We start from the raw sequence: 23,223 nt of genomic DNA on the forward strand, positions 1-23,223 counted from the left end.
ACGTATTTCAGCAACCATTAGAAGAGAAATGATTATGGCCCCTAGGGGCCATAATCATTGCCGGGCACGGGATAAACTTAAATTTTTCTATCCATTTTGCCGCCGCAACCACTCGCTGGCGGCATCGAAAAACTTCTGCGCCAACGGCGTGGCGCGCTCCGACATATCGACCACCACCGCCGCATGACGCGGCATGGCGGCGATGGCCACCGGACGCCGCTGCAATGCTGGCATCAGCGGCGATTGCAGTTGGCCGCGCGGGAACAACCCGCAGCCCAACCCGACGAAAATCCCCTCCAGCAGTTGGAAGATAGAGGTAGTTTCCAGCCGCGGGTGCAGCGTCAATCCAGCGTCGCGGAAATGCTGATCGAGATAGCGGCGGAAATAACGCGTCGGCTCGGCCAGACACAGCGGCAAGGCGGCCACCGCCTCCAGCGGCAACGGCGCGTCCCCCACCAGCTTAGGGAAATGCTGCGGATGAAACACCAACTCGACGCCGGTTTCCACCAGCGGCTGCGATTGGAAATGCAGTTCTTTCAGGGTCGACAGCTCGAAAAAGCCGATGCCGATATCTACGGTGTGCGCCGTCAGCGCCTCCAGCAGCTGATCGGCGCTCAGCACCGCCAACCGATAATCAAGATGGGGATAACGTTCGCTGACCGCCTTGAGCATTTCCGCCACCGAGATGCTGCACTGTGGCACCACGCCGAGGCGCAACGTGCCGTGCAAGCCGTGCTTGAGCGACTCCACCTCCAGTTTCAGCCCTTGGTAGACCGAGACGATCTCGCGCGCCCACGCCAACACCCGTTCGCCCTCGGCGGTAAAGCCGCCGAAATGGTTGCCGCGGTTAATCAGCGAAACGCCCAGTTCTTTTTCCAGATTTTTCAATCGCATGGACAGCGTCGGCTGGCTGACGAAGCTGGCTTCCGCCGCCCGGCCGAAGTGGCGCTCCCGTTCTAAATTACACAGATAAATCAGTTGTTTAATATCCATAGCGCGGCTCAATGATCGGCATTCGCACCAGTATACCACCGGGCGCCGTCGCCCGCCCGGTGAGTCAGAGTTTGAGCTTCACGTAATCCGCCAAGCGGGAGAACACCCCGCCCTGCGGCACCGCCCGCAGCGCCACCAGTGGCAGGGTTTTCACCACCTGACCATTGTCGCTGATGCGGATCTCGCCGACGATTTGTCCTTTGTTGATCGGCGCTTCCAGCCGCGCAACGTTGAGCACGTACTGCGCCTTCAGCTTGTCCGCCTCGTTTTTCGGCAGGCTGAGCGACTGGTCCTGCGCGCTGCCGACCGGCAAGCGGTGGCTTTCACCATACCAGATCGGCTCTTCCCCCAGGCTCTGGCCGGCGCTGAACAGGTGTACCGTGCTAAAGTCGCGCAGCCCCCAGCTCAGCAGCTTGCGCGCCTGTTCCTCGCGGCCTTTTGAACTTTTGCCGCCCATCACCACGGCGATCAGACGGCGATCTCCTTCGGTGGCGGAAGCGATGATGTTGAAGCCGGCCGAGGCGGTGTGTCCGGTTTTCAGTCCGTCGACGTGCAGGGTCTTGTCCCACAGCAGGCCGTTGCGGTTCTGCTGCGTGATGCCGTTCCAGGTCAGCGATTTCTCGCTGTACATATGGTATTCCGCCGGCTCGCTCATGATGATGGCGCGCGCAATCACCGCCAGATCGCCGGCGGTGGTGAACTGGCCCGGCGCATCCAGCCCGTGCACCGTTTCAAAATGCGTGTTCTGCAATCCCAGCTGCGCGCTCTTCTCGTTCATCAGCTTGACGAAGTTGGCCTGGCTGCCCGCCACATAGTCCGCCATCGCCACGCAGGCGTCGTTGCCGGAATCGATGATGATGCCGCGGCTGAGATCGCGTACCGTGACCCTGTCACCAGGCTTCAGGAACATCAGCGAGGAGCCTTTGAACACCGGGTTGCCCTGCGCCCAGGCGTCTTTCCCCACGGTGACGACATCGTCGAGGCCAATCTTATGCTCATCGAGCGCATGGTCGATCACCAAACCGGTCATCAGTTTGGTCAGGCTGGCCGGATTGCGCCGCTCGTCGGCATTGCCGGCCGCCAGCACCTGGCCGGTGGTGTAATCCATCAATACGTAAGAGGCGGCGTCTATCGCCGGTGGGGTCATGGTGGAAAAATGGGACGCCGTTTCCGCCGCCTGCGCCGCTAAAGGCAGTAAGATACCGCCGATCACCACTGATACTGAACGCTTCACGCTGTGTTCCTCAGGCCCGCAGGCTAAATAAAATGCCAATATAATCCGCGAGATAGACTGCATGAATTCACTTTCAGGCGAAACCATTACTCTTTTGCAGCGGGTGTCTTTATGCAACCATTTGTTTAGGTCAGCGTCCGCCTGCGATAGATATGCTCTATGCCGCCATTGCCCCATTCGATTAGACGCCTGCCTGCCGCGCCCCTAAACTTGTGACATAAATACGCAAGACGCATAAAAAAGCGTTTACTTTTTAGCTACAACCACCTGCGAAGTGTCACCATGAAATTCAAACCGTCAATCAAGCCTTATACCGGCCCAGCGGGCGGCTGGGGTTCGCTTGAAGCCACCACCCGCTTTGTCCTCGACAGTAAACAAACCCTAAAAAACATGCGCAACCTGATGCGCGTCAACAAGGCGCGCGGCTTCGACTGCCCCGGTTGCGCCTGGGGCGACGACAACCACAGCACCTTCAGCTTCTGTGAAAACGGCGCCAAGGCGGTCAGTTGGGAAGCGACGCGCAGCGCCGTCGAGCCTGAGTTCTTCGCCGCGCACAGCGTCAGCACCCTACAGCAGCAGAGCGACTATTTCCTCGAATATCAGGGGCGCCTCACGCATCCGATGCGCTACAACGCCGAAACCGACCACTATGAGCCTATTCATTGGCCGGACGCGCTGGCGCTGATCGCCAGGCACATCAACGCAATGGACAACCCGAATCAAATCGAGCTGTATACCTCGGGCCGCGCCAGCAACGAAGCGTCGTACCTTTATCAACTGTTCGGCCGCATGCTCGGCACCAGCAATTTCCCCGACTGCTCCAACATGTGTCACGAGGCGAGCGGCGTCGGGCTGAAGCAAAGCATCGGCGTCGGCAAAGGCACCATCCGCATCGATGACTTCGAAAAAGCCGACGCCATCTTCGTGTTCGGTCAAAACCCCGGCACCAACCACCCGCGCATGCTTCACAGCCTGAAAAACGCCGCCCGACGCGGCGCGCGCATCGTCAGTTTCAACACCCTGCGCGAGCGCGGGCTGGAAAGATTCGCCGATCCGCAGGATCCGGTGCAGATGCTGACGCCAAAATCCTCGCCGATCAGTTCCTCCTATTACCAACCGAATCTGGGCGGCGATATGGCGGCGGTGCGCGGCATGGTGAAAGCGCTGCTGGAAACCCACCGCCAGCGGCTGGCCGCCGGTGAACCCGCCCTGTTCGACCTGGCGTTTATCGAACGGCACAGCGTCGGCGTAGAGGCATACCTGGCGCAGGTGGATGCGACCGAGTGGCAGACCATTACCGCGCAGTCGGGCCTGAGCGAGGCGCAATTGCGCCAGGCGGCGGCCACTTACCAGGGCGCCGAGCGGGTGATCTGCACCTGGGCGATGGGCGTGACTCAGCATAAGCACTCGATTGCGACGGTGCGTGAAATCACCAACCTGCAGCTGCTGTTCGGGCAACTGGGCAAACCGGGCGCCGGTCTGTGCCCGGTGCGCGGCCACAGCAACGTCCAGGGCAACCGCACCATGGGGATTGACGAGAAGTCGCCCAAGGCGCTGCTCGACAGCCTGGAACGCCACTTTAACTTTACCGCCAATCGCGCGGTGGGCCACAACACGGTGGAAGCGATCGAAGCGATGTTGCGCGGCGAAGTGAAAGTGCTGATCGCGCTGGGCGGCAATCTGGCCGCCGCGGCGCCGGACACCGAGCGCACCGCCCGCGCCCTGCGCAACTGCGATTTGACGGTACACATCAGCACCAAACTTAACCGCAGCCACCTGGTGACCGGCAAAGACGCGTTGATCCTGCCGACGCTGGGCCGCACCGAATTGGACATGCAGGCCAGCGGCTCGCAGTACATCACGGTCGAAGATTCTTTCAGCATGGTTCACGCTTCGGAAGGCATCGGCAAACCGCTGGCGGATACCCAACGTTCGGAAACGGCGATCGTCTGCGGCATCGCCGACGCGGTGCTGGGCACGCAGCAGTTGGACTGGCTGGAGTTGGCCGACGACTACTCGCTGATCCGCGATCATATCGCCGCCACCATTCCCGGCTTTGAGGATTTCAACCGTCGCTGCGAGCAGCCCGGCGGATTCTACCTGGGCAATGCCGCCGCCGAACTGCGCTTTGCCACGCCGAGCGGCAAGGCGGAATTCAGCGCCGCCGCGCTGCCGGCGACCCTGTTCCCGCAACTGGGCGACGTGCAAGCGCCGTTTACCCTGCAAACGCTGCGCTCGCACGATCAGTACAACACCACCATCTATGGCCTGGATGACCGCTACCGCGGCGTTTACGGCCAGCGCGAAGTGTTGTTCATCCATCCGGAAGATCTGGCGGCGCTGGGCCTGCAGGATGGCGAACGGGTTGAGATAGAGACTCTGTGGAACGATGGCGTGGTGCGTAAAGTGGACGGATTCAAGCTGGTGAGTTACGACATTCCGCGTGGCAACCTGGCGGCCTACTACCCGGAAACCAACCCGCTGGTGCCGCTGGCCAGCTTCGGCGACGGCACCGGCACCCCGACGTCGAAGTCGATCCCGGTGGCGATTCGCCGCAGCGAACAGCACCCCTCGCTGCGCATTGCCTGAAAACGCGCGCCCGGTTCACGCCGGGCGCTTCAATATCGCCAGGATGGTCTGTAATTCGTCGGACAGCTGATGCCGTCGCCAGACGAAGTACAGATCGCTCACGCCCTCCTCGCCCATTTCCACCACCTTCAGCCCCGGAGCGGGCAAAATCTGCGGCAGCAAAGAACCCGGCACGCAAGCGACGCCGCAACCTGCCTGCACGCAGGCCGCCATCGCGGCATAAGACTCCATTTCCAGCGTCATGCGCGGTTTCAGCCCGCGCGAGGCCAGCCAGTGATCCACCTTCAGGCGAAACGAACATTCGCGGCTGAACGTGTAAAATTCCAGCGCCGCCAGCGTGGCGGCATCGGGCTGCCCGGCATCGGCCGGCATCAGCATCACCAGCTGTTCGTCAAACGCCTTTTGGCTGGCCAGCAACGGATGTTCAATCGGGCCGTCGGTGATCGCCAGATCGAGGGCACTGTCGATCAGCATGCGCTCCAGCACCAATGAATCGCGGCTGAGCACGTTGATCTGCAGATGGGGTTGTAAACGGCGCAGCCGGGCGATGCGCGCCGGCAAATGGCTGACCAGCGAGAAATCCAGCGCCCCGAGGTTCAGCAGCCCATGCTGATGTTCTCCGGCGAACAGCTGCTTGCTGCGCTCCGCCTGCGCCACGATGTCGCGCGCCTGTTGGTAGAACAGCCGGCCTTTGGGATTGACGTACAGCCGGTTTTTATCGCGGAAAAACAGCTCGCCGCCCAACGTCTCTTCCAGCTCGCGCAGCCGCAGCGTGACGTTGGAAGGCACGCAGTGCAGCTCACGGGCGGCGGCGGCGATGGTTTTGTGTTCCACCACGGTGCAGAAAAACTTCAGCTGGCTCAGCTTCATCTATCATTCACTTTTAGTTAGCGTTTTAGTTAAAAACAATCACTTTAGATTAGCATCGATTTCACCTACAGTCTGTCGACACCCTGAGGAGGATCACTGATGCCACTGAATGATTTACTGACGCTGCCCGGCGTGGCGGCCCAACCGGACGCGGTAACCGACGGTTACGTGTTCAACCACACCATGATCCGCGTGAAAGACCTGACCAAAGCGCTGGATTTCTACACTCGCGTACTGGGTTTTACCCCGGTCTATCTGGAAGAATTCAAAGAGGCCGCCTTCACCATCTGCTACCTGACGCGCAGCCCGCGCGAGCAGATCCCACAGGATGACGACGAACGCAAACGCTGGGCGCTGAGCCAACCGGGCATTCTCGAGCTGACCCATAACCACGGCACCGAAAATCAGGCGGATTTCCATTACCACAACGGCAACGGCGAGCCGCGCGGCTTTGGCCACCTGTGCGTCACGGTGCCGGACGTGCGCGCCGCCTGCGAGCGTTTTGAGCGCCTGGGCGTCACCTTTCAGAAACGCCTGCATGAAGGCCGCATGAACTACGTCGCGTTCATTCGCGATCCGGACGATTACTGGATTGAAATCCTGCAGCCGACGCCGCTGCAGGACTGATTGCCCCCCTCCTTCACCCCGGCCTGCGCGCCGGGGTTTTTCATCGTTCGCCCTTCGATTGACCAATCTTGCGCAAAATCGCTCGGCAACGCGGGGTTCCGTGACGTTAGGCTTGCTCGCAGCGGGTGATTCGCGTAAAACTGTCAGCCGCAAATCTTGCCACTCACAACCCATTCACTGGACGATATGTTTCAAGATAACCCGCTGCTGGCGCAGCTAAAACAGCAACTTCACTCTCAGACCCCGCGCGTTGAAGGCGTAGTGAAAGGGACTGAGAAAGGCTTTGGCTTTCTTGAAGTAGACGGTCAAAAAAGCTACTTCATTCCGCCGCCGTACATGAAGAAAGTCATGCACGGGGATCGCATTATCGCCACCCTGCACACCGAGAAAGAGCGCGAAATCGCCGAGCCGGAAACCCTGGTCGAGCCGTTCCTGTCGCGCTTTGTCGGCCGCGTGCAAAAGCGCGACGATCGTCTGTCCATCGTGCCCGATCATCCGTTGCTGAAAGACGCGATTCCGTGCCGCCCGGTGCGTGAACTGACCCACAACTTCCAGGCCGGCGACTGGGCGGTGGCGGAAATGCGCCGCCATCCGCTGAAAGGCGATCGCGGCTTCAACGCCGACCTGACCCAGTTTATCACCGACGGTGAAGACCATTTCGCCCCGTGGTGGGTGACGCTGGCGCGTCACAACCTGGAAAAAGAGGCGCCGGAGATGCAGGCCCTCAGCGAGCCGGACGCTGCGCTGGTGCGTGAAGATCTGACCGCGCTCGAATTCGTCACCATCGACAGCGCCAGCACCGAAGACATGGACGATGCGCTGTACGTGACCGACAACGGTGACGGTTCGCTGCAGTTGACCATCGCCATCGCCGATCCTACTGCCTACGTAGAACAAGGCAGCAAGCTGGACGATATCGCCCGCGTGCGCGCCTTCACCAACTATCTGCCGGGCTTCAACATCCCGATGCTGCCGCGCGATCTGTCGGACAACCTGTGCTCGCTGCGCCCTAACGAGCGCCGTCAGGTACTGGCTTGCCGCGTGACCATCGCCGCCGACGGCGCGCTCGGCGAAGATATTCAGTTCTTCGCCGCCGAGATCGAATCCAAAGCCAAACTGGTGTACGACGAAGTCTCCGACTGGCTGGACGGCATTACCGGCTGGCAACCGCCGAGCGACGCCATCGCGCAACAGATCACCCTGCTGAAACGCGTTTGCGACGCGCGCAACGCCTGGCGCCACCAGCATGCGCTGGTATTCAAAGATCGCCCGGACTACCGCTTCGTGCTGGGTGAAAAAGGCGACGTACTGGAGATCGTTACCGAGCAGCGCCGCAGCGCCAACCGCATCGTTGAAGAGTGCATGATCGCCGCCAACGTCTGCGCCGCTATCGTGCTGCGCGATCGCCTGGGCTTCGGCGTGTACAACGTGCACACCGGTTTCGATCCTGCGCTGGTTGAGCAAGCGGTCACCGTACTGCAGGCCAACGGCGTCGAAGCCGAAGCCGAGAAGCTGCTGACCCTCGACGGTTTCTGCGAACTGCGCCGCCACCTGGATGCGCAGCCGACCCAGTTCCTCGACAGCCGCATCCGCCGCTTCCAGACCTTCGCCGAGATCAGCACTACGCCGGGGCCACACTTCGGTCTGGGGCTGGAGGCTTACGCCACCTGGACATCGCCGATCCGTAAATACGGCGATATGGTCAACCACCGCCTGCTGAAGGCGATCATCAACCAGCAGCCGGCGGAAAAACCGCAGGATGACGTGACGGTGCAGCTGGCGGAACGCCGCCGCCTGAACCGCATGGCGGAACGCGACGTCGGCGACTGGCTGTACGCCCGCTTCCTGCAGGACAAGGCCGGTACCGATACCCGCTTCAACGCCGAGATCATCGACGTGACACGCGGCGGCCTGCGCGTGCGCCTGCTGGACAACGGCGCGGTTGCCTTCATCCCGGCGCCGTTTATTCACGCGGTGCGTGACGAGATGCAGTGCAGCCAGGAAACCGGCACCGTGCAGATCAAAGGCGAAGTAGTTTATCGCCAAAGCGATACCTTGCAGGTCACCATCGCCGAAGTGCGCATGGAAACCCGCAGCGTGATCGCCCGGCCGGCGGCCTGAACGCCAGCCTGAAACGGTAGCGACGCCAAACGCCGACGGTGAAAACCGCCGGCGTTTTTTTTCGTCCGCGCTCGCTAACGCAATGGGTTACCGCCGGTTTCACGCAGCAATGGCAGCACCGCCAACGAAGCCAGCGTCGCCAGCATCAGGTAGACGGCGGGCGCCAGCAGCGAGCCGCTCAACGCGATCGACTGCGAGGCGATATATTGGGCGAAGCCGCCGAAAATCGCCACGCCGAGGCTGTAGACCAACGCAAACCCCAATGCGCGAATGCGCTGCGGAAACAGCTCCGAAATCATCAGCATGGTCGGCACCTAGCCGAGCGTGGTCAATCCGACCAATATCGCGACAATCAGCAGCAGCACCGCCGGATGCGGCGCGGCGCTCAGCCACCAAAACGCCGGCAAGGCCACGATCAAGATAGCGATGCGCGAGCCTCGGATCAGTGGCAAGCGGCCATAGCGATCGCACCAGTGCCCGACCAACAGGCTGCCGCCGAAGGTCACCAGCCCCGCCAGCAGCATCGCGGCATAGCCGTAGGCCTGCGGCATGCCTAAGTATTTCACCGCGTAAGTGCCGAGATAATACATCGAGATGTAAGTGGCGACGGTGGCACCAATGGTCAGCATCACGCCGAGCACCACCGCTCGCGAGTGCCGTCGCAGCTGCGCTGGCGGTTCATGAGCCCGCGACACCGGCGGCCGGTCGCTTTCCAATCCGAGACGCAGCCAGCAACCGAGCGGCGCCAGCGCCACGCCGATAAAGAACGGAATGCGCCATCCCCACTCGGCCATGGCATTCGGCTCGCCGGAGATCGCCGGCAACGCCGCGCTGAGCGCCAGCGCGGTGACGCCGCCGACCACGGTGGCGATGCCCTGCGTCGCCAGCGACCAACTGGAATAGAAGCCTCGCCGGTTAGGTGGCGCCGACTCCACCAGCAACGACATCGATGCGCCCACCTCGCCCCCCGCCGCCACGCCCTGGATCAAACGCGCCGCCACCAGCGTGACGGTTCCCCAATAACCGGCGCTGGCGTAGGTCGGCGCAAAGCCGATCATCGCCGTGCCGAGGCTCATCAGTGAAATCGTCAGGATCATCGCCGGCTTGCGGCCATGGCGATCGGCATAGGCGCCGATCAGAATGCCGCCCAGCGGCCGCATGAAAAAACTGACGCCAAACGTGGCGAACGCCAACAGCAACGCCAAATTGGGATCGCTCGAGGGGGGAAAAAACAATACGCTGATATAAATAACGAAGAAGTTATAGATACCGAAATCGAAAAACTCCAGCGCATTGCCGAAGGAGGCGGCAAATATCACTTTCTTGCCGCCTACCCTCGCGGGCGCGTTTATTGTTGGTTGCGTCGCCGCCGTATTTTCACTCATCATTATCTTCCCTGTTATTATTCTTCGAATTTATTTTAAATACGCTTCCGCCAACGCTCCCCAATACTGGCTGCCGGCCGCCAGACACCCATCGTTAAAGTCATATCCCGGGTTATGCACCATGCAGCTTCCTTCGCCGTCACCGTTACCGATGATCAGGTAGCAGCCTTGCGGATGCGCATCGAGCATAAAGGCGAAGTCTTCGCTGCCCATCAGCGGCCTGGCGCCGTAGTGCGCGCGGGCGGCGCCGAACTGCTGCTGCGCCACGCGGTGGGCGAAACGGGTCATCGCTTCGTCGTTGACCAACACCGGCGTGCCGTTAACGTGTTCCACCGTCGCGTGGGCGCCGAAGCTTGCCGCCTGCGCTTCGATCAGCGCCGGAATGCGCGCCAGCAGCGTAGCGCGCGCCTGGCGATCCAGCGAGCGTACGCTGAGCTTCATCTCCGCGCTATCCGGGATCACGTTGGCCGCCTCGCCGGCCTTGATGCTGCCAACGGTGATCACCGCCGCCTCCAGCGGATCGATATTGCGCGAAACGATGCTCTGCAGCGCGACGGTGATATGCGAGGCCACCAGCACCGGATCGACCGCCAGCTGCGGGATGGCGCCGTGGCCGCCGCGCCCCTGCACCCGCACGTTGAACTGATCCATCGAGGCCATGAACGGGCCGTGCTGGAAGAAGAACTCGCCGAGCGGCATCCCCGGCATGTTGTGCATGGCGAAGATGGCATCGCAGGGGAAGCGTTCGAACAGCCCCTGTTCCACCATGCGCGCGCCGCCGTTCAGCATCTCTTCCGCCGGTTGGAAAATCAGGTGCAGCGTGCCGTTGAAGTTGCGCGTTTGCGCCAGGTAGCGGGCGGCGCCGAGCAGCATAGTAGTATGGCCGTCATGGCCGCAGGCGTGCATGCGGTTGGCCACGCTGCTGCTCCAGGGTTTGCCGTTGTTTTCCTCGATCGGCAAGGCGTCCATATCGGCGCGCAGTCCGAGGCGTTTAACGCCGTCGCCCACCCGCAGCGTCCCCACCACGCCGGTGCCCGCCAATCCGCGGTGTACCTCATAGCCCCACGAGCTTAGATAATCCGCCACCAGATCGCTGGTGCGAAATTCTTCAAAACCCAACTCGGGATGCTGGTGAATATCATGCCGGATGGCCGTAAGCTGCGGTAAATACCCTTCAATGACTTTATTTATCATAATTAAATTCCTTTCGTAGCTTTATTATTTATTTAATGAATGAATAAAAGTGCGAATTGAAATAAAGGTATAACACGGCATAAGTAATTTTATTTCGGCGCGCCTCGCCAGATAAAATAATAGGCCGCCAGACGCCGTGCTCTGATAAAAAACGGCGATGATTCGCTGTATGCGAAGTGAAAGTGCAGAATGAACTTCTGCCGGGAAGCGCATGGGCCGCAGCCTGCGCCAGCGGTGTTTCATCACGTTGTTTTTACACTAAAACCCCACCTGCTTCACATTTCTCATCCGACCTGCCACGGTTCGGCGGCAAAACTTCTACTGTTAAAACGTCATTCCTAATAACAACGTCGATTTTACCTCTGCACGCCAAGGAGTTATTTCATGAGAAACATCAGGTCCGGACTTATCTGGCTGCTGGTGGCGTTGGTCGGCGCCTTCGCCTTCGCCATGCTGGCGCTCAGCCGCGGCGAGCACGTCAACGCCGTCTGGCTGGTGGTCGCCGCCGTCGCCTGCTACAGCATCGCCTACCGCTTCTACAGCCGGTTCATCGCCGACAAGGTCTTTGAACTGGATGACCGCCGTCTGACCCCGGCCGAACGCCACAACGACGGCCTGGACTACGTGCCCACCAACAAATGGGTGCTGTTCGGCCACCACTTCGCCGCCATCGCCGGCGCCGGGCCGCTGGTGGGGCCGATCCTGGCCGCGCAGATGGGCTTCCTGCCGGGAACCATCTGGATCCTGGTCGGCGTTATGTTGGCCGGCGCGGTGCAGGATTTTCTGGTGCTGTTCATCTCCACGCGCCGCGACGGGCGTTCACTGGGGGAAATGGCCAAGCAAGAGCTGGGGGCGTTCGCCGGGGTGATCACCATGCTCGGTGCGCTGGGGGTGATGATCATCATCCTGTCGGCGCTGGCGTTGGTGGTAGTGAAAGCGTTGGCCGACAGCCCGTGGGGGCTGTTCACCATCGCCGCCACCATCCCGATCGCCCTGTTCATGGGCATCTACATGCGCTTTATCCGGCCGGGCAAGATCGCTGAAATTTCGGTGATTGGCTTCGTGCTGATGCTGCTGGCGATCGTTTACGGCGGCAACGTGGCGCAAGATCCCTATTGGGGACCGTTCTTCACGCTGCACGGCACCACCCTGACCTGGGTGCTGGTGATCTACGGCTTCGTCGCCTCGGTGCTGCCGGTGTGGCTGCTGCTGGCGCCGCGCGATTACCTTTCCACCTTTATGAAAATCGGCGTCATCATCGGCCTGGCCATCGGCATCGTCTTCGCCATGCCGGAGATGAAAATGCCGGCGGTCTCGCGCTTTATCGACGGCAGCGGCCCGGTATTCGCCGGCGCCCTGTTCCCGTTCCTGTTCATCACCATCGCTTGCGGCGCCATTTCCGGCTTCCACGCGCTGGTCTCCAGCGGCACCACGCCGAAGCTGGTGGAGCGCGAAAGCCACATCCGCTTTATCGGTTACGGCGCCATGCTGATGGAATCTTTCGTCGCCATCATGGCGCTTATCTGCGCCTCGGTGCTGGATCCGGGCGTTTACTTCGCCATGAACTCGCCGGCGGCGCTGATCGGCACCACGGTGGAAAATGCTTCGCAGGTGATCAACAGCTGGGGCTTTATCGTCACGCCGGAAACGCTGGCGCTGATCGCCAAAGAGGTGGGCGAGAACGCCATCCTGTCGCGCGCCGGCGGCGCCCCGACCTTCGCCGTGGGCATGGCGCACATCATCAGTGAGGTGTTCAACAGCCGGGCGATGATGGCCTTCTGGTACCACTTCGCCATTCTGTTCGAAGCGCTGTTCATCCTGACCGCCGTCGATGCCGGCACCCGCGCCTGCCGCTTTATGGTGCAGGATCTGGTGGGCGTGGCGGTGCCGCAGCTGGCCAATAACCGCTCCTGGTTCGGCAACCTGGCGGGCACCACGGTGGCGGTGGCCGGTTGGGGTTTCTTCGTGTATCAGGGCGTGGTCGATCCGCTCGGCGGCATCAATACCCTGTGGCCGCTGTTCGGTATCGGCAACCAGATGCTGGCGTCGATGGCGCTGATCCTCGGCACCGTGGTGCTGTTCAAGATGAAAAAGCAGCGCTACGCCTGGGTGACTATTCTGCCGACCGCCTGGCTGTTCGTGACCTCCATGACCGCCGGCTGGCAGAAGATCTTCCACGAAAAACCGAGCATCGGCTTCCTGGCGCAGGCGAAGAAGTTCTCCACCGGCATCGAGCAAGGCACGATCATTGCGCCGGCCAAGTCTCTGAAAGACATGGAAACCATCGTGTTCAGCAACCAGATCAACGCCGCGCTGTGCGGGTTCTTTATGCTGGTGGCGGTGACCATGCTGATCGCCGCCTTCTTCGCGATCCGCCGGGCGCTGCGCGCCGAACAGCCGACGGCGCACGAGGTCGGCGCCGCGCTGAGGGAAGAGGCCGGCCGCAGCTGAGTCTCGCCGTTAGGAGAAACGGCCGGCCTCTCAGCGTACTGTTCAGAGGCCAGCCGTTATTTGTTTGAAGATGTCGCCCCCGAGAATATTGTCTTCACCGACCCGCTTTTTAATTTCCGTCGCCAGGTACGGCGATGCACCGCTCGCCAGCGCGCCCGCCAGATTATTGCCCGCCAGCGCCGTCAGCACCCCCGTTACCGCCTGCGCCGCCTTCTGCAGGTCGCTGCCGGTGCCGTATTGCCGCATCGCGTTGTCGTACGCCTGCTTCATCACCGCCGCATCGTTCGTCGGTTTCCCGCTCTTCTCAAGCTGCTCCCTGGCCTGCGCCAGCGCCGCCGGGTCTTTCTGCGCCTTCAGCCCGGCAATCTCACCCTGCGTGCGGATGACGTCCATTGCCTGGCCGCCAATCTCCCCAATCAACTGCGCCTGCTTCAGCCGGTTCTGTTCCTTCTCCTTGTTGAATATCGGGCTGATGCTGCCATCGTTGGCATGTTCGGTATCCCGGTTTAGCTGCACCACATCCTGCTGCTGTTTGTCTTTGTCGCGAACTATCAGCGTCCCCTCACTGACGCCGGCCTTCGTCGTGCCCTCGGCGTGCCCGCTGTTGTTGGCGCCCGACAGCATGCCGCCGGCCATATTGGTCAGCAGGTCTTTGCCCACCGGCCCGCCGGTGCTGAATGAACCGCCGCTGTGCGTCGCGCTGTAGTCCGCCTGGTTGTGAATGTCCTTCCAGCCCAGCGTGCCGGTATCGAGGCGGTTGTTCTCTTTGTCTGCCGTGCTGGCGATGACGGCGCCGTCGAGCTGGGTATGTTCTTTGACCTTGACGTCATACCCGCCTTTGCCCGCAAACAGCCCGGTCTGCTCCTTGACGCTGTCAAAATTACTTTTGAGCTTGTCCTGGTTCGCGCTGATGTAGCCCGAACCGGTCATCGAGCCTAAGGTGAAACTGCCGCCCGCGCTGACATTTTGCTGTTTGGCGTCATAGCGGTCGCTGTCCTGTTCGCTCTGCAGCGTCAGGTCACGGCCCACGTCGACGGTAACCTTTTCGCCGCTGGCCTGCGCGCCGGTAAGCGTGGTGTCTCGGCCGCTGGTCAGGCTGAGATTACTGCCCGCATCCAGGGTGGTTTCGGTATGGGTCAGGCCGTTGCCGTTCTCATGTCCCTTGCCGGCATTGACGCCGGCCGAGACGCTGATGCCATAGCCGCCCGAGCCGGCGCCGATACCGACGCCGACGTTGCCGCCTTTGCTGCTGTTCTTGCCGACGGTGCTTTCGCTGTTCTGCGCCGACTGCAGGGTAATGTCCCGCGCCGCATCCAGTGACAGGTCTTTGCCCGCCTTCAACTGGCTGCCGGTGATGGTGATATCGCCGCTTTGCGCATTGTGGTTCTTGCCGGTCGCCGTTATCGACAGGTTTTGCCCGGCGGTAAGCGTGCTACCCTGCGACTGTCGGCTGTCGGTGCGGGTTTCGCTTTTCGACGACTGACTGCCGTAGGAGGCGCTGATGCCCACCGTATTGGTGGCGCCTTTCCCCGCCTCTGTGTTGAGCTTGTCGAGTTCAACGGCTTGCGCCGCCTGCACGCCGGAAAGCGCCGCCTTGGTGTTTTGCAGCGCGGTCAGGCGCCCGTCGCCTTCTTTTCTTGCCTGTTGCGCCGAGCTGACGGCGGTGTTGAGCGCGCCGCCCGCGGTGCCCGACAACGCCACGCTCAGGCCGCTCTGCTTTTGCTCGAAGGTTTCTTTGCGCGTGCGCCGATCGTAGCCGGGGTCGATAGTCACGCTGTCGCCGGTTAACGCCAGGTCCTTGCCCGCCACCAGGTCGGCGCCGCCAATGTGCAGTTGGTTGCCCGCCGTGATGTTGACGCTGCCCTGGCTGCTGCCGACGGTGCTGACGCTTTGGCTCTGGGTCGTGGCTTTCTCGTCGACTTCGTGTTTGCTCGACTGTTTGCCAATCGTGAAACCGATGCCGCCGCTTCCCAGCAGGCCGCTCTTTTTCTTCTCTTCCAGCAGGTAATGCGTGTCGGTCTCGGTGGCCGCACCGATATCGATATTACGGCCGGCCTGCAGGTTCACGTCCCGATCAGCGGCAATGGCCGAGCCGGTGACCGTCAGATCGTTGCCTGCGCTGACACTGACGCTGTTACCACTCAGCAGTGTACCGTTCTCGCGCGTGGTTCGGTCGTCGGTCACAGTGTGGCTGCTGCTCTTGTTCAGGAAGCCTTTTTTCTCGGAACGTTCCTCGCTGTAGCGCGACTCGCGCTCGGTGGCCGTATTGAGGGTGACATCCTTTTTTGCCTGCAGGGCGATGGCACCCTGGTCACTGTGCAGGGTGCTGCCGGTGACCGTGACATCGCCCTCACGCCCGATAACCGTGACGCCCTGCTGACCGCTGAAGGTGCTGCCGGTGCTGATTTCGCGCTCGGTTTGTTCGATGCGATGGCTTTTGGTTTTGCCCTCGCGTTTGTTTTCGCTGTCCAGATCTTGCGTGCGGCTGCGCGCGTCTTTAATGGTCACGTCTTGCGCGCTGGCGCCAATACGCCCCTCTTTGCTCTCAATCTGCGCGCCTTCCGCCAGCAGTTGGTTACCCGCCACCAGAGTGACGCCCTGATCACCGCCGAGTGCGCTTAATGTCAGGCTCTCTTCCTGGCGGTCGTTGCTTACCGAGGAAGTCCGGCTGTTGGCATCCAGGTGTGTGGTATTGGTGGTGCTTTCGGCCTTGATGTTGATATCGCCGCCGGCCTGCACGCGGGTGCTGCCGCCGGCCTTGGCCTGGCTGCCCATGAACGTGACGTCTCGCCCAGCATTGAGCGTGAGGTTGCCGCCGGCGTTAAGCTCACTCCCCTGAGCCTGTTGCCATTCGCCGCTGACGTGCGCCATCCGGGAGCCTGCCGCTTCCGTGCCGCCGCGGGTACGGTTGCCCATAGAGCCCGAGATAACCTCAAGGTCGGCGGTATGGTTGCTTTTGGCGGCGGTGATGGTCAGGTTGTTGCGCGCGCTCAGGTTGAGCGTATCGGTCGCATCGAGCTTTGCCCCCGTGAGCGTGATATCGGTGCCGCGCAGGCGAATGTCGCCGGCGCTTAGGGTTGCCTGACGCAACGCATCCTGCAGATTGGTGCTCAGGGTCAGACTGTCGGCCTGCACGTCAATGCTGCCGGCCTTGATGTCACCGCCCTGATGCAGGAACTGCCCGGCGTCGACCGTCAGGGCTTTGTCGGCAAACAGGTTGCCGGCATTGGTGATGCTGTTGGCCGAGAGTTGCAGATCGCCACCACCAATCACCGCGCCATCGCCGGTCAGGCGCAGCGTGGTCTGTGCCAGGTACACCTTCGGCACCCATACCGTTTGCGGGCCGCCTTCCGTTTGCACCGTCTCGCTCACCAGCCAGACAATATCCTGCTGCAGCGCCGCAATCTGCTCCGGCGTCAGGGCCACGCCCGGCACCAGATGGAAGTCCTGGGCGACTTTACTGCCGTTGTTCATCAACTGCTGATACTGTTCCATCGCATCCCAGCCCTTGACGGACGGTTTGCCGGTCAGCGCCAGCACCTGCTCGCGCACCAGACGCTGCTCGTAAAAGCCGTCCCCCAGGCGCTTATGGGCCTGCGCGGGGTCATACCCTACGCGTTCGAGCATGTAGTCGCTGCTGATAAAGTTGTCGCGGCGGGTAAAGCGTTCATCGGTCACCACCAGGAACGGGCTGCCGGTCGCCGTAGGTTGACTAAACAAGCCGTTATTGGGGATGGCGGTGGCCACATTGCCCAGATGCTGTAACTGCGTCAGCGCCAGCTCAGACGGCAGCAGCGGGCGCCCCAGCGGCGAAGACGGTGTGGCGCCGGGTTGCGTCATCTGTTCGCCCGGTGCCAGCGTCGTATCGCCGTCAGATCGGGCAGCACCCTCTACCGTGAAGGCCAGCGGATTGTGCTCCAGTTCGGCGCGTTCGGCATCCACGGCGTTTAATGCCGCCTGAAGCTGGCTGATTTGTGCCTGATTGACCGTGGTATTGGTGATACGGGCCCCGTTAATGGTGACCGTGCCGTTGCCGGAGATAATCCCATCAACGGTCGCCAGCGCCGTGGTCTCGTCTCGATTGAACGTCGGGTACCAGTGATGCGTGTCCTTGTCATAGTGGTCAACGATCACCGCCTGGCGCCGTTCGTTAACCGAGTAACCTCGGTTGTCTACGCTGCCGCCGCCGTCCTGCGTCAGGTTGCCGTTGGCGGTAATGACGCTGGCGTCATTGAGCAATGCTCCCGTGATGCGCAGCACCATGTTGCCGCCCGCCAGAATACGCGCGCCGATACCTTCAGAGACCAGCCTGTCGCGCGTCAGCGTGCCGCTTTCGGTTCGCTCGCGGAAGTTGTTGTAATCGGTGATGAATGGCGCGCTGTCGATGTCGACATGCTTTTCGGGATCCCAGGTCATCACCTGCGTCCAGTCGTGTTCCCAATGGAAGCCGTTTTGATAAGGCGTCGGGATAGTCGCCAGTTGGTTTCCCCCCCGCGTCTCGTAGAACGTCATCGCATAGCTGCCGTCGGCATTCGGCTTGAGCGCCAGGTAGTTGACCCACAGGTCGGTAAGTGTGCCTTTGTTGTCCTTGACCCGCACCTGCGCGCGCTTGCCCGGCGCATCAATGGCCAGCAGGGTGCCGTAGCGGTTGGTTTGCGCCGCCGCGTCATCCTGGAAGGTCAACTGCTGGGTGGTCGGCGCCAGGGTACTTTTGTCGGGGTTGACCTTTGAGCCGTAGGAGCGCCAGTAATAGTTGTAGCGGTGCCATTTGTAGTCACTTTTTTCCGCCTCTCGCTCAATCACGAGCCCTTCACGCAGGTTGTTCAAGCGACGGGCCTCAATGGTGGCGTCCCCGTCCGCTTCGATAAAGCTCGCCCGGTTATCTATCAGGTCGTCGCTGTGCAGGTGCAGGCGGTCGGCGCTGTAAATCAGGGCGCCATCCCGGTTGGTCAGTCGCTCACCGGCCTGCACCGTCAGGCTTTGGGTCGCCGCCATCACCGCAGGCTGACCATGGTTGTCGATGACGCGCCCGCGCACGGTGATAGCGTCCCCCATCAGCGCCGCCGTGTTGTCCAGGGTATCGACGTTCAGCGTCATGCTGTCCGCTTCAATACGCCCGGTGTTTTGCAACGCCCCGGTCGTCAGCTGCAGCGTTTTGCCTACCAGAGACGCCGGATTAGTGATACTGGCCGCATTGAGCACCAGATTGCCCGGCAGCAACCAGTCCGCCAGGTTGGTAAAGGCGCCGCTCAGGGAGAACGTCACCGTGCCGTTACTACTGATCGTTTCGCCGGTCTGATGGGTGTAGTCCTGCTGTGCGGACAGCGTCAACGCCTGCAGCCCCAGCAGGGTACCGTTCTGATTATTCAGGGCACGCGCATGCAAGGTAAGTTGCCCTGAGCTCTCCACGCGGCCGCCCTGGTTAAGCAGCGCCAGCGGCGAGTCGGTACGGGAGAGGGCAGCGTTGATATCGAGATTGCCGTCGGCCAGGATGCGTCCCTGACGGTTGTCCAACTGCGTGACACCCGAGAGGGTCATCTGCCCGCTGCTCTGCAGGCGGCCTGCGGTATTGTCAATGTCACGGGCGGTGATGTCGGTACGCGTGGTACCCAGTATCAGCCCGCCGTCTCGGTTGTTCAGGCGATCGGTCAGCAGTTTGATTGCCCCCTGGCTGCTGAGCGTGCCCTGACCGCTGTTATCGAGTGCTTCGGCCTTGAGCGTCAGGCCCTGGGTCGACACCAGTTGTCCACCCTGGTTGTTGACCTGTGCCCCCTCAAGGGTGAGCGCGTCGCCGCTGTGTAACTTGCCTTGTTGATTGTTAAGCCGGTCGAGTCGGTAGATGCCCGTGCCCTGACTGATGAGCGTGCCGCCGTCGTTGTTCAGCTGCTTTGATGTCACCGTGATGCCGCCACGGCTGCTGAATACGCCGCGCGTATTATTGATACCGGCGGCCGACACCTCTTGACCACCATTGCTGCGCACTGCACCGCCGGTATTTTCCAGCAAGCCAAAAATGCGCAGTGTCACCTGTTGCTGGCCGTCTATCGTCCCGCCGGCGTTATTCAGCGCTTGTGCGTCAAGTTGAAGCGCCTCACCACTCTGCATTTTCCCATCGCGGTTGTTCAGCGCATCGCTCAGCATAAGGCGTTGTTGTTTCTGGCTGTAGAGCAGCCCGCCCTGCGTATTGTCGAGCGAACGGGCGGCGATACTCAGCCCCTCGCCGGCCAGCCACTGACCGCCAGCGTTATTGACGGCGCCGGCGTGTTCGCCGTCTTTGGCACCCGTAACAGCAAGCTGCCCCTGCGCCAAAACCTTGCCGTTGCGATTATCGATATCCTGCTTGATGCGCAGCGCCAGGTCGTGTGCCGACTGTAGTACACCTTTAGCGTTACCCAGCCAGTCAGCCGCAAGCTGTGCGGCCTGCAGGCTCTGTACGCTACCTTCCGTATTGTCAAAACCGCCGCTGTTCGCCTGCCAGCCGCCCTGACTGCCCATCCAGCCCCGGGCGTTGAAAATGTCCTGCGCCTGCAGCATTTGAGACGACTGACTAAAAATCCGCCCCTGGCCGTTATCCAGCTTGCCGGTGAACTGCATGTCCAGGCTGCCCAGCGCGTTGATTGCACCCAGGGCATTGCGCAGACTGGCGGCGCGCACCTCGGTGCGCCCATTGCCGGTAAACGTGCCGCCCCGATTGTCCCAGTCGCCGGTCAGGTTCAAGAAAAGCACCTGCCCACCGAGCACCACACCGGCGGCGCGGTTGGTCAACTGCCCTCCCAGCAGAGACAGATCGCCGCCGCTCTGCAACGAGCCGCCATCATTATCGAACAGGCTGGTCGCACCGCCGTTAACAGCAAGGGCCTGCTGCGCGGTCAGTATACCGGTGCGATTGAGGATATTGCCTGCGGCGTCAAGTGTCAGGTCACCGCCGGACTGCAGATGCCCGCCAGTATTGTCGAGCGACTGCGCGCTGGCGGTGACCTGCCGGCCGCCTTGTGCGGTGCCGCCCTGATTGTCCCAGTCGCCATCGGTCTTGACGGTGAGTCTATTGCCGCCTTCAAGCCAGCCGGCGGTGTTGCTCAGCCCTTGCTTCGCCGTCAGATCCGCATCCTGCCTGGCGACTACCTTGCCCTGAGCGTTATCGAGGCGCTGCGCCGCCAGTGTGAGTGACTCGCCGCTGATTTCGCCCTCGCGGTTCACCAACTCAGCCGCACTGTTCAACACCAGTTGTTGCCCGCCCAGCAGTTTGCCGGCCTCGTTGCGCACGCTCCCTGCCGCTATGTGGGTTTGCCCGCTCCCCGATATCGTGCCACGGCGGTTATTCAACTTACCGTCGGTGCGCAGGGTCAACGTCTGCCCGGCGCCCAGCACCCCCTGCGTATTGTCCACCCCCTGGCGGGCATGCAGGTCAAGCTGCGCTTGGCCAATCACCTTGCCCTGCGTGTTGTCGAGGCGAGCAGACTTCACCGTCAGCACCGCGGCGCTAATTTCGCCGTCGCGGTTGCTTGTGTTACCCGAGGTGGTCAGGGTTGATGCCTGGCCTGACAGCAGCTTGCCGCCGTCGTTGTTGAGGTTCGTTGCCGTTGCCGTGACGGCCGTTTCGCCTTGCGCCGTACCCCCGCGGTTGTCCCAGTCGCCGGTATGGATATCCAACGCCTTGCCGGCACCAATGAGGCCGCGTTGATTATCCAGGCGGCTGGATGTCAGATCGAGATTGCCCTGACCGATGACCTGTCCCTGCGTGTTATCCAACCGCTGCGCCACCAGACGTACGTCATCACCGCTCAGGGTTCCGGACGCGTTATTCAGATCGCTGCCCGCCTCAAGCGTCAGGCCGTTCCCAGCCAGCAGGTTGCCCCCGGCATTATTCACCGCGCCATTAGCATGGAGCGTGAGCCCCGACTGGGTTTTTAACGTGCCCCCCTGATTATCGAGGCGCCCGGCATCGAGACGCAGGTCGCCGTTACTGCCCAGCGTCCCGCCGGTATTGTCGAGCAGGCCGCCGACCTGCCAGTGCTGCGCCGCGCTCCCCAGCGCCACCAGGCGGCCTCGCTGATTGACTAACTGGCTGGCCGAAAGCCGGAGGTTCTGCGCCTCGATGGCACCGTCACTGTTATCCAATGAGCCCGCTAGGGTAAAACGGCTCTCACCATCACCGGTCTGTGACCAGGTCGCCTGTTGGTTGAACAGATTGTCAGCATCTACCGTCCAGCGCCCAGCCTTGACTTTGGCCTGCTGTGCATCCACATTTTCCGTCGTACTCACGGCCAGCTCACCGCTGTCAACGGTGGACTGGCGCAAGGCAACGCCGCCGTCACGTGCCGTCAGCGCGGTACGACCAGTCGCAACCTGTGCGCCGCTGATATCCACCCGGCGTCCGGACACGTTGACGCTCTTTTTACTGAGCAGACCGCCACTGGCGCGGATATCGCCCTGGCTATCGAGCTGCAGATTGGCATCCTGGACCAGCGTGCTGTCGGCATTGCTGCCCGCCAGCAGGTGGCCGCTGCTCTGGATGCCACGCGCGGCGTTCAGGTGCACATCCCCGGCCGCCGCCAGCGTACCGGACTGCGTCAACATTCCCTCGCGACTCTGCGCGGCCAGTTGGCTACCGCTGTACACTTTGCCGTGCGTCTCGATGTCGCCTTTTGCCGCCAGCTGAATATCGCCGTTGGCCTGCGTGGCCGCATCCGGCGCATCAGAGCGCCAGCTGAGCTTGCCTTCGCTGCTGACGGTGAGCGTTTTGCCTGCCTGAACTTGCCCGTTCTGGTTGCGCACGCCAACGCCGGCCTCAGTGCCAATCATGCGGATACTGCCGCTGTACATGCCGCCCATCTGCCCCATGTCGATGGCAAGCTCTGGTCTGGTACTGCCGTCGTCTGAAAGCGGTGTCGCGGTTTTACCGTCCGCACTCACGCGGTTGCGACCGGCCACCACCGACATGCCTTCTTTAGCCCAGACGCCGGCGTTGACCTCCACCGCGCGCGCCAGAATATCGACGTACTCGGTATCATGACGGGTATCCCCGTTAAGTCCGCCACCCTCGATGCGCACCACGCCGCGCTCAACCAGGTAACCCGCCAAGCTGCCATCGGCGTTCAGTTGCGGACGGCCTGTGGTCAGCGTCATGCGCCCGGCATTGATGGTGCCGCAGCCGTTGCAGACAATGCCGGCGGGGTTGGCCACAATCACCTGCGCCTTGCCGCCGGCCACTTCCATAAAACCGCGCAACTGGCTGGGATTGTTGCTGTTGACTTCGTTGAGGATGACGCGCGCCGGCGCGGAATTGGGATTGAGGTTAGGGTTACCCTGGATCATCCCGGCCATCTGGGTCGAGGTCATCACCGCCGAGTTATTGAGGATGGCGCCTTTGGCGTCGACATCGAACTGCTGATACTGGTTATGTGAGACCCCAGCCTGGTTGGGGGCTGTGATGTTGACCTGCGGCAAGCCGCTCTGGGTATTGATGACCTCCGGCCGCTGGGAAGGATTGGCACCGCCGTCCGCGACAATGCCGTCTGCCATGACGGGGCCGGCGAACATGAGCAGCCCAAGCAGCCACACTGACCGACGCAAGATGACCCACAGACGACGTCCAGTCGTTATCCCTGAGCCGATGCGCTGGCCCGGTTCGCTGCTGCAGCTGCGAGCCAGTTCGGACACCACCCGCAGTTCCCCGTGAGTGCGGCTGAAGATAAGGCGATAACAATGTTTGTTCATGGGTCACATCCGTGAGAAAAGTCAGTCCAATCAGGTCAGTAT

The 23,223-nt window shown here is 61.7% G+C and carries 11 protein-coding genes; 4 read left to right on the plus strand and 7 right to left on the minus strand.

The genetic code is table 11. The features are described 5' to 3' along the window. Positions 1-87 precede the first annotated feature (87 nt). Together ACUTQY_RS00810 and dacD are read right to left on the minus strand one after the other, a co-directional pair. Positions 88-993 (minus strand): LysR family transcriptional regulator, encoded by a 906-nt coding sequence (locus ACUTQY_RS00810; protein WP_033643241.1) that lies wholly within the window; start codon positions 991-993, stop codon positions 88-90. A 64-nt stretch (positions 994-1,057) separates the two neighbouring features. Continuing rightward, positions 1,058-2,227, minus strand: a complete 1,170-nt coding sequence (gene dacD / locus ACUTQY_RS00815; RefSeq protein WP_046687143.1) for a serine-type D-Ala-D-Ala carboxypeptidase DacD — start codon at positions 2,225-2,227, stop codon at positions 1,058-1,060. Positions 2,228-2,509: 282 nt separating this feature from the next. Between dacD and ACUTQY_RS00820 the strand changes: the two genes are divergently transcribed. After that, positions 2,510-4,816, plus strand: a complete 2,307-nt coding sequence (locus ACUTQY_RS00820) for an FdhF/YdeP family oxidoreductase (protein ID WP_033643243.1) — start codon at positions 2,510-2,512, stop codon at positions 4,814-4,816. A gap of 15 nt (positions 4,817-4,831) precedes the next feature. Here the strand turns inward: ACUTQY_RS00820 and ACUTQY_RS00825 are convergent, their stop codons facing one another. Next, a complete protein-coding gene (locus ACUTQY_RS00825; protein WP_046687144.1) occupies positions 4,832-5,686 on the minus strand; it encodes a LysR family transcriptional regulator in 855 nt (284 codons plus the stop codon). Positions 5,687-5,785: 99 nt separating this feature from the next. Between ACUTQY_RS00825 and gloA the strand changes: the two genes are divergently transcribed. Both gloA and ACUTQY_RS00835 read left to right on the plus strand, forming a co-directional pair. Beyond that, positions 5,786-6,313 (plus strand): lactoylglutathione lyase, encoded by a 528-nt coding sequence (gloA, locus tag ACUTQY_RS00830; RefSeq protein ID WP_019452681.1) that lies wholly within the window; start codon positions 5,786-5,788, stop codon positions 6,311-6,313. 186 nt (positions 6,314-6,499) lie between these two features. Beyond that, on the plus strand, positions 6,500-8,434 hold the full coding sequence (locus tag ACUTQY_RS00835; RefSeq protein WP_046687145.1) for an exoribonuclease II: 1,935 nt from the start codon (positions 6,500-6,502) through the stop codon (positions 8,432-8,434). Between the two features lie 74 nt (positions 8,435-8,508). Here ACUTQY_RS00835 and ACUTQY_RS00840 read toward each other — a convergent pair whose 3' ends face one another. The 3 genes from ACUTQY_RS00840 to ACUTQY_RS00850 are packed head-to-tail and all read right to left on the minus strand — an operon-like array spanning position 8,509 to position 11,013. After that, entirely contained in the window at positions 8,509-8,739 is a 231-nt protein-coding gene (locus tag ACUTQY_RS00840) for a hypothetical protein (protein ID WP_405053358.1), read from the minus strand. Positions 8,740-8,748: 9 nt separating this feature from the next. Then, positions 8,749-9,819, minus strand: a complete 1,071-nt coding sequence (locus ACUTQY_RS00845) for an MFS transporter (protein WP_405053357.1) — start codon at positions 9,817-9,819, stop codon at positions 8,749-8,751. A 30-nt stretch (positions 9,820-9,849) separates the two neighbouring features. After that, positions 9,850-11,013 carry a M20 aminoacylase family protein gene (locus tag ACUTQY_RS00850; protein WP_033643248.1) on the minus strand — a complete coding sequence of 388 codons (1,164 nt, stop codon included), beginning with the start codon at positions 11,011-11,013 and terminating at the stop codon, positions 9,850-9,852. 384 nt (positions 11,014-11,397) lie between these two features. Here ACUTQY_RS00850 and ACUTQY_RS00855 point away from each other — a divergent pair, with 384 nt between their 5' ends. Next, entirely contained in the window at positions 11,398-13,464 is a 2,067-nt protein-coding gene (locus tag ACUTQY_RS00855; RefSeq protein ID WP_046687146.1) for a carbon starvation CstA family protein, read from the plus strand. A 42-nt stretch (positions 13,465-13,506) separates the two neighbouring features. Here ACUTQY_RS00855 and ACUTQY_RS00860 read toward each other — a convergent pair whose 3' ends face one another. Continuing rightward, on the minus strand, positions 13,507-23,181 hold the full coding sequence (locus ACUTQY_RS00860; RefSeq protein WP_445652997.1) for a hemagglutinin repeat-containing protein: 9,675 nt from the start codon (positions 23,179-23,181) through the stop codon (positions 13,507-13,509). Between the last annotated feature and the right edge of the window lie 42 nt (positions 23,182-23,223).

It is taken from the genome of Serratia sp. TSA_130.1, assembly GCF_052691795.1.

What these genes read in the sequence shown, in the direction of transcription:
- ACUTQY_RS00810 (WP_033643241.1), bottom strand. Translation starts at nt 993, where the DNA reads ATGGATATTAAACAACTGATTTATCTGTGTAATTTAGAACGGGAGCGC.
- ACUTQY_RS00820 (WP_033643243.1), top strand. Translation starts at nt 2,510, where the DNA reads ATGAAATTCAAACCGTCAATCAAGCCTTATACCGGCCCAGCGGGCGGC.
- ACUTQY_RS00825 (WP_046687144.1), bottom strand. Translation starts at nt 5,686, where the DNA reads ATGAAGCTGAGCCAGCTGAAGTTTTTCTGCACCGTGGTGGAACACAAA.
- gloA (WP_019452681.1), top strand. Translation starts at nt 5,786, where the DNA reads ATGCCACTGAATGATTTACTGACGCTGCCCGGCGTGGCGGCCCAACCG.
- ACUTQY_RS00835 (WP_046687145.1), top strand. Translation starts at nt 6,500, where the DNA reads ATGTTTCAAGATAACCCGCTGCTGGCGCAGCTAAAACAGCAACTTCAC.
- ACUTQY_RS00840 (WP_405053358.1), bottom strand. Translation starts at nt 8,739, where the DNA reads ATGCTGATGATTTCGGAGCTGTTTCCGCAGCGCATTCGCGCATTGGGG.
- ACUTQY_RS00845 (WP_405053357.1), bottom strand. Translation starts at nt 9,819, where the DNA reads ATGAGTGAAAATACGGCGGCGACGCAACCAACAATAAACGCGCCCGCG.
- ACUTQY_RS00850 (WP_033643248.1), bottom strand. Translation starts at nt 11,013, where the DNA reads ATGATAAATAAAGTCATTGAAGGGTATTTACCGCAGCTTACGGCCATC.
- ACUTQY_RS00855 (WP_046687146.1), top strand. Translation starts at nt 11,398, where the DNA reads ATGAGAAACATCAGGTCCGGACTTATCTGGCTGCTGGTGGCGTTGGTC.
- ACUTQY_RS00860 (WP_445652997.1), bottom strand. Translation starts at nt 23,181, where the DNA reads ATGAACAAACATTGTTATCGCCTTATCTTCAGCCGCACTCACGGGGAA.